Annotated in this window: 11 protein-coding genes; 8 read left to right on the top strand and 3 right to left on the bottom strand. The window is 65.1% G+C overall.

Annotated features, from left to right (window positions below; all coding sequences use genetic code 11):
- From BRAS3843_RS01135 to BRAS3843_RS01100, 8 genes are all read left to right on the top strand, one after another.
- The coding region (locus BRAS3843_RS01135; RefSeq protein WP_035980504.1) for a methyl-accepting chemotaxis protein at positions 1 to 1807 on the top strand (1807 nt) is incomplete at its 5' end.
- A gap of 79 nt (positions 1808 to 1886) precedes the next feature.
- On the top strand, positions 1887 to 2378 hold the full coding sequence (locus BRAS3843_RS01130; protein WP_008966836.1) for a chemotaxis protein CheW: 492 nt from the start codon (positions 1887 to 1889) through the stop codon (positions 2376 to 2378).
- Position 2379: 1 nt separating this feature from the next.
- Complete coding sequence (locus BRAS3843_RS01125) at positions 2380 to 3219, top strand: protein-glutamate O-methyltransferase (protein ID WP_008966835.1); 840 nt, start codon at positions 2380 to 2382, stop codon at positions 3217 to 3219.
- A 13-nt stretch (positions 3220 to 3232) separates the two neighbouring features.
- Positions 3233 to 4327, top strand: coding sequence for a chemotaxis response regulator protein-glutamate methylesterase (locus tag BRAS3843_RS01120; RefSeq protein ID WP_035980510.1), 1095 nt, complete (start codon positions 3233 to 3235; stop codon positions 4325 to 4327).
- 4 nt (positions 4328 to 4331) lie between these two features.
- Positions 4332 to 6059 carry a hypothetical protein gene (locus BRAS3843_RS01115; protein WP_008966833.1) on the top strand — a complete coding sequence of 576 codons (1728 nt, stop codon included), beginning with the start codon at positions 4332 to 4334 and terminating at the stop codon, positions 6057 to 6059.
- A gap of 132 nt (positions 6060 to 6191) precedes the next feature.
- The gene (uraH, locus tag BRAS3843_RS01110; protein WP_008966832.1) at positions 6192 to 6548 is read left to right on the top strand and encodes a hydroxyisourate hydrolase; all 357 of its coding nucleotides are present in this window, start codon (positions 6192 to 6194) and stop codon (positions 6546 to 6548) included.
- A 5-nt stretch (positions 6549 to 6553) separates the two neighbouring features.
- Positions 6554 to 8002: an allantoinase PuuE gene (puuE, locus tag BRAS3843_RS01105; protein WP_008966831.1), complete on the top strand. Its 1449-nt coding sequence runs from the start codon at positions 6554 to 6556 to the stop codon at positions 8000 to 8002.
- The gene (locus BRAS3843_RS01100; protein ID WP_008966830.1) at positions 8002 to 8346 is read left to right on the top strand and encodes a hydroxyisourate hydrolase; all 345 of its coding nucleotides are present in this window, start codon (positions 8002 to 8004) and stop codon (positions 8344 to 8346) included. The genes puuE and BRAS3843_RS01100 overlap by 1 nt, the downstream gene beginning before the upstream one ends.
- A gap of 7 nt (positions 8347 to 8353) precedes the next feature.
- Here the strand turns inward: BRAS3843_RS01100 and BRAS3843_RS01095 are convergent, their stop codons facing one another.
- Genes BRAS3843_RS01095 through BRAS3843_RS01085 form a run of 3 tightly spaced genes read right to left on the bottom strand, consistent with a single transcriptional unit; the run spans position 8354 to position 11085 of the window.
- The gene (locus tag BRAS3843_RS01095; protein ID WP_008966829.1) at positions 8354 to 9169 is read right to left on the bottom strand and encodes an ABC transporter permease; all 816 of its coding nucleotides are present in this window, start codon (positions 9167 to 9169) and stop codon (positions 8354 to 8356) included.
- Positions 9166 to 10035: an ABC transporter permease gene (locus BRAS3843_RS01090; RefSeq protein ID WP_008966828.1), complete on the bottom strand. Its 870-nt coding sequence runs from the start codon at positions 10033 to 10035 to the stop codon at positions 9166 to 9168. The genes BRAS3843_RS01095 and BRAS3843_RS01090 overlap by 4 nt, the downstream gene beginning before the upstream one ends.
- A 3-nt stretch (positions 10036 to 10038) precedes the next feature.
- Positions 10039 to 11085 carry an ABC transporter substrate-binding protein gene (locus BRAS3843_RS01085; RefSeq protein WP_008966827.1) on the bottom strand — a complete coding sequence of 349 codons (1047 nt, stop codon included), beginning with the start codon at positions 11083 to 11085 and terminating at the stop codon, positions 10039 to 10041.
- Positions 11086 to 11099: the final 14 nt, after the last annotated feature.

Below are 11099 nucleotides of genomic sequence, written 5' to 3'. Positions count from 1 at the left end.
TGTTAAAGCCAAGCTGGCGAGTGCGTTTGGCGTCGTCATTTTGTTATCGATGATTGCAGGTGCCGTTGGTTACCTCAAGCTGACCGAGATGGTCGCAACCTCCGAGAGCCTTGTCGCGCGCGCAGATCGCAGAGGCGAGGCGATCGAGATGGAAAAGGAGATGCTGTTCCAGGTTCGCGCCGAGAAGAACAGCATTCTGGCGCAAGGGGCCGAGGCCGAGCAGTACATTGCCGCGCTCGGCAAGGCGCGCGAGGAAGTCAAAGCGATCAAGGACAAGATCTACGTTGCGGCCAGCGAAGACGGCAAGAAGCTGCTCGATAGGTTTGGGTCGGCTTACGCCAAGATGAATGCGGTCGAGGACGAGACGCTCAAGCTGGCGAAAACGGACAAGGCGGCGGCAGCCGAAGCCTCGATGCATCAAGGCCTCGCGGCGACCACCGAAGCGCTCGAAGCGGCCGAGGCCTATGTCGCTATGGCAAAGAAGACCATGGCGGCGCAGGTGGTGGAGTCGAGGGAGACGGGGAGCCGCGCCGAAACGATCCTGATCACCCTGGTTCTTGCCTCTCTGTTCATTGCGGTCGCGGCGGCGGTATGGCTCGCGCTCAACATCAGCCGGGCGCTGGCGCGGGCTGTCGGGCTTGCCGATGCGGTCGCGATTGGCGATCTTAGCCAGAAGATCGACGTGACCAGCAACGATGAGATCGGTGACCTGATTAAGTCGCTGAATTCCATGACCGCCAACCTCAACGCCACCGCCGCGGTCGCCAACGAAATCGCGAACGGCAACCTCACTGTCGACGCCAAGCGGCTGTCGGAGAAGGATACGCTCGGCATCGCGCTGGAGCGGATGGTCGAGAAGCTGCGTCAGATCGTCTCGGAGGCCCTGACCGCCGCGCAGAACGTCTCCGCCGGCAGCCAGGAGCTCTCCGCGTCCGCTGAGCAGCTCTCGCAGGGCGCGACCGAGCAGGCGTCGTCTGCCGAGGAGGCCTCCTCCTCGATGGAGGAGATGGCGGCGAATGTGAAGCAGAACGCCGAGAATGCCAACCAGACCGAGAAGATTGCCGCGCAATCCGCCAAGGATGCCGAAGCGAGCGGTGCTGCGGTCGGTCGCGCGGTGCAGGCGATGCAGACCATCGCGGAGAAGATCACCATCGTGCAGGAGATCGCGCGCCAGACCGATCTGCTGGCACTGAACGCCGCGGTCGAAGCCGCGCGTGCCGGCGAGCATGGCAAGGGCTTTGCGGTGGTTGCTTCCGAGGTGCGCAAGCTTGCCGAGCGCAGCCAGGCGGCAGCGGCCGAGATCGGCCAGTTGTCCGGCGAGACCGTGAAGGTGGCGCAGGAGGCAGGCCAGATGCTTGGCAAGCTGGTGCCCGACATCAAGAAGACGGCGGAGCTGGTCGAAGAGATCACCGCCGCCTGCCGCGAGCAGGATGTCGGCTCGGCGCAGATCAACCAGGCGATCCAGCAGCTCGACAAGGTCGGCCAGCAGAATGCCAGCGCCTCCGAACAGGTCTCCTCGACTTCGGAGGAACTGGCCTCGCAGGCCGAGCAGCTGCAGGCCACGATCGCCTATTTCCGGATCGACGAGCCTGCGGCCGTGCACGCGAGAGCCACTGCCTCGGCGCCGATCGATCGCGCTGTCGGTCAGCTGCGCGTCAAGGCTGCGAGCATGGCTGCGATCGAGCGCGGGCCCAAGAAGCCGCAAAGCGCAGCGCCGCGTCGCGCCGCGAAGGCGGCCAATGGCGGCGGCTTTGCGTTCGCTCTCGAGGACAGCGGCGATGAGCGGGATGCTGATTTTCATCGCTGATGCCGATACCGGACGGTGCGGCGCGGCTTTCGGATAGTCACGCCGCATCGGGGTTTTCACAGGTGCAAGGAAGGTCACCATGGCCGCCATCTCGCAATATCTGACACTCGGCCTCGCCGGTGAGACATTCGGCATCAGCATCCGCAACGTCCGCGAGATCCTCGACATGAGGCCGATCTCGCGACTGCCGCATGCGCCGCATTTCCTGCTCGGCATGATCGATGTGCGCGGCAGCGGCTATCCGATCGTCGACCTTCGCCTGAAGCTCGATCTGCCGAGCGTGCCGCCGACCGACGCGACGCGGATCATCATCCTCGACGTGCCGATCGAGGACCGCATTGTCGGCGTCGGCTTCGTCGCGGATTGCGTCTTCGAAGTGACCGATATCGATGAGAGCACCACCGAGCCGGTGCCCTCCGTCGGCGGCCGCTGGCAGTCCGACTACATCGCGCGGATCGGCCGCAAGGGCGAGAAATTCATCATCATCTTCGATCTCGCCCGGCTGATGTCGGACGCGGAGATGCCCGCGGTCCGTCAGGGCGAGATGGAAGCGGCCAGTGTCGTATCATGAAATGATTTCCGCTGTTCCTGCGACCCAGCTATCGGACCGCCATTTCCGTTCGATTGCGCAGCTGATCGAGAGCCAGGTCGGCATCAAGCTGCCCGCGGCCAAGCGGCTGATGCTCGAAGGACGGCTGCACAAGCGCGTCCGCGCCCTGAATTTTTCCGGCATCGGCGAGTATGTCGATAACCTGTTCGAGCAGGGCCAGCTTGAGCTCGAGCTCACGCATCTGATCGATGTCGTCACCACCAACAAGACCGACTTCTTTCGCGAGCCGTCGCATTTCGTGTTCATGAAGGATGTCGCGGTGCCTGAGCTCTTGAAGGCGCGCGGACGCAAGGACCTCAAGGTCTGGAGCGCGGCCTGCTCGATGGGCATGGAAGCTTACACCGCGGCGATGGTGCTGGACGACATGACGCGCGGCAGGACATTCCAGTATCGCATCCTGGGGACCGATATTTCCACCGCGGTTCTCGCGCTCGCCAAGGCCGCGATCTACACCCGCGACGCGCTCGCGCCGGTTCCTGCGGAGTTCATCAAGCGCTATTTCCTGAGGTCGCGGGATCGGACCAGCACCGAGGTCCGCGTGGTGCCGGAGCTGCGCCGGATGACCAATTTCATGCGCATGAACCTGATGGATTCCAGCTATCCCGTCGATCGCGACGTGGACATCATCTTCTGCCGCAACGTGCTGATCTATTTCGAGCGGGAGACCCAACGCAAAGTGATCGAGCAGCTGTGCTCGCATTTGAGACCGGGTGGCTACCTGATGGTCGGCCATTCGGAATCGATGATCCACAGCGTCGTGCCGGGGCTGAAGCAGGTCCAGCCGACGATCTTTCGGGTCTAGAAGGGAGCATGTGGTGATCGAGCCAAAGATCCGGGTGCTGATCGTCGATGACTCCGCCTCGGTGCGCCAGATCCTGACGACGATCCTCAGCGAGGATCCCGATATTGAGATCATGGGCACGGCCGCGGATCCGTTTGCGGCGGCGCGCCGCCTGCAGGACGAGCTGCCCGACGTCATCCTGCTCGACATTGCGATGCCGCGGATGGACGGCATCACCTTCCTGCGCAAGATCATGGCGCAGCGCCCGATCCCCGTGATCATCTGCTCGTCGCTGACGGAAGACGGCTCGGAGCAGATGCTCGAGGCCCTGGAGGCCGGCGCGGTGGACATCGTGCCGAAACCCCGCATCGACACCAGGCAGGCCCTGTTCGAGAGCTCGGCCCGGCTGCGCGAAGCGGTGAAGGCGGCCGCGCGCGCGCGGGTGCGGCCGCGCCCGGCGCGCCGGACCCTGGTCGAGAAGAAGCTGACGGCGGATGCGATCATGCCGCCGCCGCTGGCCACCCGCTCGCGGCCGGTGACCGAGCGCATCGTCTGCATCGGCGCGTCGACCGGTGGCACCGAGGCGCTCGCCGACGTGCTCGAGGCGCTGCCGTCGCAATGTCCGGGGATCCTGATCGTGCAGCACATGCCGCAGGGTTTCACGGCCGCGTTTGCGAATCGGTTGAACGGCACCTGCCAGATCCAGGTCAAGGAAGCCGAAGACGGCGAGCTGGTGCAGTCGGGCTGCGCCTATATCGCGCCGGGCGCGCGCCACATGCTGCTGCAGCGGACCGGCGTGCGCTATCACATCGCGATCAAGGATGGTCCGCCGGTGTCGCGGCATCGCCCGTCGGTCGACGTTCTGTTCCGCTCTGCTGCGCAATATGCCGGGGCCAATGCGCTCGGCATCATCATGACCGGCATGGGCGACGACGGCGCGCGCGGGCTGTTGGAGATGCGCCGGCTCGGTGCGGCGACGCGGGCGCAGGACGAGGAAAGCTGCGTCGTGTTCGGCATGCCAAAAGAGGCGATTGCCAAGGGAGCCGCGGAGAAGGTCGTGGCGCTCCGCCAGATCCCGCGCGAGATCATGCTGTGGCAGCAGGCCGGCCAGGCCGCAGTGACGGATTGAGGCGGTGACCTCCGCGACCGACATGACGGATGCAGGCGCAGCGGCAATGGCCGCCATCGCCGACGTGTCCTCGCGAATCGAGGAGGCGTTCGCCGAGGTCGGCGATCGTCTCGGCCGCAGCCACGCGATCTTCAAGGAGCTCGAGGACGGGCTTTCGGTGCTGTCCCGCGAGCTGTCGGGCGGACGGATCGAAGGCGCCTCGCAGGCGCTGCAGGACATTGCGGACCGCCTCAATGCGGTGGCCGAGGCGTTGCCGGCCGAGGCCGCGCTGCTCGCCAGTATCGGCGAGGAGGCGAAGCAGGCCTCCGCGGTCCTCAAGCTGCTGTCCGGCCATATCCAGACCATCACCATCGTGGCGCGCAGCGCCAGGATCGAGGCCGCATCGTTCGATGGTGACCGCCAGAGCTTTCTCGATTTCACCCGCGAGGCGTTCGAGCTGGGGCAGGCCGCGCAGCGCTCCGTCGAGGCCTGCGCGCGTGACGGCATTCAGCTCGCCAAGGCTGTCGAGGCGGCGCTCGGGCGGCAGAAGGAGTTCGAGGGCCTGTATCGCAGCGAGCTGCTGTCGGTCGCGGCCGGATTGGTGGCGGCACGTTCCGACCTCATGGCGCAGCAGGCGAGCGGCGCCAGGCTGACCGAGACGGCCGCGACGGCGGCGAGCCGGATTGCATCGGCGATCACCGAAGCGGTCATGGCGCTGCAATCGGGCGATGCCACGCGCCAGCGGCTGGAGCATATTAGCGAGGCGTTGGGCCGCATGGCTCAGCCGACCCCGACGATCGCGCCGGACACGGTCGCAGCACCTGCGACCTGGCTGGTCGGCCAGCTGCAGGCCGAGCAGCTCAAGGACACCAAGCGCGCCTTCGATCAGGACCTCGCGCGCACGGTGAGCGCGTTGGGCGCCATCATCTGTGATGCCGGCGGCCTGGTCGCGCAGAGCCGCGCCATCTATGGCGGCGAGGCCGAGGACGCGTCCTCGTTCCTGACCCTGGTGAAGCAGCGATTGGCGCAGGCCTCGAAACTGATCGCGGCTTGCGAGCGATCCGGAGTCTCGGTCGACGAGGCGCTCACCGTCGTCACCGAAACGGTGAGCCGCTTCCGCGAGGCGATTTCCGGCCTCGGCGAAGCCGTCGGCGACATCATCCTGATCGGCATGAATGCGAGCCTACGGGCGGCCCGCGCGGGCGTCAAAGGCAATGCCTTCGTGGTGATCGCCAACGAGCTCAAGGCCGCAGCCGATCAGATGTCGGCCGGTGCCGTCAGGCTCAAGCCTGTGCTCGACCGGATCGAAAATTTCGTCGGCGAGCTGCGTGAGCACCGCGCCCAGGGCGATGCGGCTGAGCTTGCCCGGCTCGAGCCCGCGGTGCTGAATGCGCTGCAGGAGGCCGAGGCCGGCAATGAGCAGCTGGTCGGGCTGATGACCCGGCTGGCGCGCGAGAGCGCTGCGTTTGACGAACTGCTGGGCCGGGCGCGCGATCGCATCACCGCGCTCGACCAGGCCTCCGCCCGGCTTCCCGGCACCGCCGCTTCGATCGCCGCCGAGAATGTCGCGCCCAGGCAGGTTACGCTGCTGCCGGCCGACCAGTCGCTGCTGGACGAGCTGTTCGCCCGCTACACGATGGAGCGCGAACGCGAGGTCCACCGTGAGGTGCTGCAGCGGCTTGGGCTGGCTTCCGCGATTCCCGTCAGTGCGCCAGCGGTCGCGGAGGAAGACGACGGCGTTCTGCTGTTCTGAGGCGGACAAATCGAAAAGCCTCGAGCACGCCCACACTAGGCCAAATCCGACGATCGATATACGCTTGGTGCCGACAGGCAGCGACAGGCGTTCCGCCGGGCTGCCGGTGCGATCGGATGAGGACGGCAAGCGATGGGGCGATTGAGCACGCATGTGCTGGATACGGTGCGGGGCAAGCCCGCGGAAAATGTAGCCATCGAGCTTGATGTGCTCCGGCCCGACGGTTCGTGGCAGCGCCTGAAGCAGGTGATGACCAATGCCGACGGCCGCACCGATCAGCCGCTGCTCGCGGGCGATGAGCTGAGCGCCGGCACCTATATGCTGACCTTCCACATGGGTGCCTATTTCAAGGCCGTGGGTGTCGCCATGGCGGACCCGCCATTTCTCGACGTGGTGCCGCTGCGGTTTTCCGTCGCAGACGCCAGCGCGCATTACCACGTGCCGCTGCTCGCCACGCCCTGGAGCTATTCGACCTATCGCGGAAGCTGAACGACATGACCGCTGATATCTATCCGCGCGACCTGATCGGCTACGGCCGCACGCCGCCGCATCCGCGCTGGCCGAACGAGGCCCGCATCGCCGTGCAGTTCGTCATCAACTACGAGGAGGGAGGTGAGAACTGCATCCTGCATGGCGACGCCGCGTCGGAAGCGTTCCTGTCCGAGATCGTCGGTGCGCAGCCTTGGGCCGGCCAGCGTCACATGAACATGGAATCGATCTACGAGTTCGGCGCGCGTGCCGGCTTCTGGCGGCTGTGGCGGATGTTCACCGCGCGCAAACTGCCGGTCACGGTGTTTGCGATCGCAAGCGCCATGGCGCGCAATCCGGACGCGGTCGCAGCGATGAAAGAGGCGCAGTGGGAGATCGCGAGCCATGGCCTGAAATGGATCGACTACCGCGACTACACTGAAGAGGCCGAGCGCGCGCATGTCGAGGAGGCAATCCGGATCCACGCCGATCTGGTCGGCGAGCGGCCGCTCGGCTTCTACCAGGGCCGCACCTCGGAGCATTCGCTTGATATCGTTATGAAGGAGCAGGGCTTCCTCTACGGCGCCGATTCCTATGCCGATGAGCTACCCTACTGGGTCGAGGGTCCGCAGGGTCCGCAGCTGATCGTGCCCTATACTCTCGATGCCAACGACATGCGCTTTGCGACGCCGCAGGGCTTCAATTCCGGCGATCAGTTCTTCGCCTATCTGAAGGACAGTTTCGATGCGCTCTATGCCGAAGGCGTAGAGGCTCCGCGCATGCTGTCGGTCGGCCTGCATTGCCGGCTGGTCGGCCGTCCCGGACGCGCGGCCGCCTTGGCGCGTTTCCTCGACTACATCATGAGCCACGACAAGGTTTGGGTCGCGACACGGCTCGATATCGCGCGGCATTGGATCAGGACCCATCCGCCCGCGGGCGGCTACCGTCCGACGCATATGCCGCGCGCGCTGTTCGTAGAGCGCTTCGGCGACGTCTTCGAGCACACGCCCGAGATCGCTGAGCGCGCCCATCGCGCGGGCCTTGCGGCGCTCGACGACACGGCGGAGGGGCTGCACATCACGCTGATGGGCGTGGTCCGCGCCATGAGCCGCGACGAGAAGCTCGCTCTGATCCGCGCCCATCCCGAGCTCGCAGGACGAGAGGCCGTCGCGGGCGAGATGACGGCCGATTCGATCGGCGAGCAGGGCCGGCTCGGCTTCACTGCGCTGTCACGCGCCGAGTTCGATCGCGTGGCCGACATCAACCGCCGCTACCGCGAAAAATTCGCCATGCCCCTGATCGTGGCGCTGGCGCTGCATGATGATCGTGCCTCGGTGATCGCCGAGATGGAGCGGCGGATCGGCAATGACAGCGAGGCCGAGATCGCCAACGCGATCGACCAGATCGGCCACATCACCAAGGCAAGGCTGATCCGCAAATTCGAGGCGGCAGCGGCTTCGGACCGGAGTACCTGATGGCTGGCGGCATCTCGGTTCACGCGGTGGATGTCGCCAATGGGCGTCCAGCGCAGGGCTTGCGCGTGGAGATCTGGCGCATGACGCCGGATCGCACGTTGGTGGCCGACGGCCCGCTCGGTGCTGACGGCACCTTGTCGTCGCCGGTGGTGCAAGGCGACGGTGTCACGGCCGGTGACTACGAAGTGCTGTTTCACATCGGCGCGTTCTTCTCGGCCCACGGCGGCAACGCGACTTTTCTGACCATCGTCCCGTTCCGCTTTGGTATTCAGAACGCGGAGGAACATTTCCATCTACCGCTGAAATTCACGCCCTGGGGCTATTCGCTTTTCCGCGGAGCGTAAGCTGCCGTCAGCCGGCAAGTCGTTTCGAAAGTCCGGTCGTGCGCTCCATGAGCGCCATCAGCGCCACCGTTGCGATGATCAGGATGCTCGAGAGCGCGGCGATGGTGACGTCGAGCTTGCCCTCGAGATCCTGCCACATCCGGATCGGCAACATGTCGGTGGCCGCGTCGCGCAGGAACAGCGACACCGGCACGTTGTCGAATGAGGACATGAAGGCGATGAACGCGCCGGAGATGATGCCGGGGCGGATCAGCGGCAGCACGATGCGCCGGAACGTATAAAGACGGCTGGCACCGAGGATCGCCGAGCTTTCCAACAAGGTCGGCTCGAGCTGCGCCAGTGCCGCCACCGTGTTGCGCACCACATAAGGCACGCAGACGATGGTGTGGCCGATGATCAGCGTCAGCAGCGAGACGGGCAGTCCGATCAGCGAGAAGAACATCAGCGCGGCGAGCCCGAAGGCGAGCGCAGGCAGCACCAAAGGCGACATGAACAGCGAGTCCAGCACGCGCGCGGAAACGCTTTTGGAGCGGGAGATCGCCAGCGCCGCGGCGACGCCGAGCAGGATGGAGAGGCCGGTCGCCCAGAGCGCGACCACGAGGCTGTTGCGTGCGGCGAATTGCAGCTGCCAGGCGTTCCATAATTCGACATACCAGCGCAGTGAGTAGCCCGGCGGCGGGAATTTCAGCGAGAAGCCGGAGGTAAAGGAGACGATCACGACGACCAGGGACGGCGCGACGACCAGGGCAAGCGCGAGGACGGCGATGACCGTCATCGCGATGTGGAAGCTGAGCGCCTCGAGATTGTGCTGCTTCCGGCTCATGTGGCATCTCCATTGATGCGCGCGCGCCGGCCCAGCGTCGAGAACAAAGCGACAATGGCAAGCACCGCGACCAGGAAAATGATCGAGATCGCCGCCGCAAACGGCCAGTTCTGCAAGGTCGAGGCCTGCTGATAGAGGTACATCGGCATGAACAGCATCTGGCCGCCGCCGACCAGCGATTGGGTGATGAAGGCGGTGATGGCCGCCGCATAGGTCAGGGTGCATCCGGCGATGATGCCGGGCATCGACAGCGGCAGTATCACCCTGAAGAAGGTGCGCCAGTGGCCGGCGCCGAGCGAGGCCGACGCATCGGCCAGATTGGTGTCGATGCGGCCGATCGCGGTGATCAGCGGCAGCACCATCAAGGGCATCTGCACCTGTGCCAGGGCCACCACCAATCCGCCCTGGGTATAGAGCATCCGCAGCGGCGTGCTAATCAGCCCGAGCGACTGCAGGGTCGAATTGATGATGCCTTGACGTCCCAGGATCACGATCCAGGCGAAGGTGCGCACGACGACGCTGGTGAGTAGCGGCAACAGCACGATCAGGATGATCACCGTCTGCAGCCAGTGGCCTGCGCGCTGATGGAGCCAGGCGATGGGATAGCCGAGCACAAGGCAGAGCAAGGTCACCTCGGCGCCGAGCAGCAGCGTCGCGCCGAGCACGGACAGGCTGAACGGATCGGTCAGGAATTTGACGTATTGGCCGAGGCCCCAGACGGTCGCGACCGCATCATTGTGGAGCGACAGATAGAAGAGCTGCGCCAGTGGCGCGATGAAGAACACCGCGAACACCAGCGCGAGCGGCGCCGCAAGCCCCAACCCGTAGCGGGTCACGTCGCCCGGTGCGATCGCCGCGCTCTTCATGGACTAGATCTTGATGTCGCGGTTGAACTTCTCGATCCAGGATGCACGCTGCTGGTTGATCGTCTTCCAGTCCTGGAACACAAACTTCTTTTTCAGTTCATCGGTGTCCTTCGCCAGCACCTTCGCGATCTCGCCGGTCATCGCCACCTTGGCATTGGTCGGAACGATCAGGTAGGGCGGCTCCGTCAGCGTTGTCTGCACCTCCGGCGACAGCGCGGCCTCGATCAGCTTGAAGGCTAACTCCTTGTTCGGCGAGTTCTTGACGATGTGGATCGTGGTCTTGAACGCGATCGCGCCTTCCTTCGGCGCCACGAACTCGACCGGCACGCCGCGGGCCTTGAGGATTTGGATCGCGTTGAAATTGCCGGGAGAGATGTCGATCTGGCCCTGCTGATAGAGCGTGGCCAGCGCACCCGGATTGGCGGCGACCGCGGCGAGATTGGGCTTCAGCGCTTCGAGCGCCTTGAAGCCGGCATCGACATTGGCTTCCGAGCCGCCATGCATCCGCGCCACCTCGACCAGCCACCCGGTGCCGAGTGTCGAGTTGAGATTGGTGATGCCGACACGGCCTTTGTAATCCGGATTCCAAAGATCAGCCCAGGAGGTCGGCGGCGTCTTCACCGTATCAGGGTTGTAGGTCAGCCCGACCACCTGGAAGAACGGCGCCGGGCCGTTGGGATCCTGGGCTTCCGGAATCAGGTCCTTGTAGTAGGCGCTGTTCTCGACCGGAAACGGCTCGACCAGATCCTGGCCGATCGCGACCAGTGCCGGACCGGGATCATGGAGCATCACGTCGATCGGCGGGTTGGATTTCGCCGCATTGACCTTGGCGATCTGGTCGACCGACAGCATCGGGTCGAGCACAACTGGCGCATCGCCGCTGGCCTTGCGGAAGGCCGGCACCAGCACGGCCTTGTGTGCTTCCTCCCAGCTGCCGGTGAAGGTCGCAAACACCAGCGGTCGCGCATCCGCGTAGCTCAGTCCGGGGAAGGCGTGCATGGCGCCGAGCGTCAGTGCGCTGGTCAGAAGCCGTCGTCGATCGATCATCATGTTTCACTCCCTGT

Source organism: Bradyrhizobium sp. STM 3843 (assembly GCF_000239815.1).
Lineage (GTDB): Bacteria > Pseudomonadota > Alphaproteobacteria > Rhizobiales > Xanthobacteraceae > Bradyrhizobium.
This window is presented reverse-complemented; position numbering and strand designations above follow the sequence as displayed.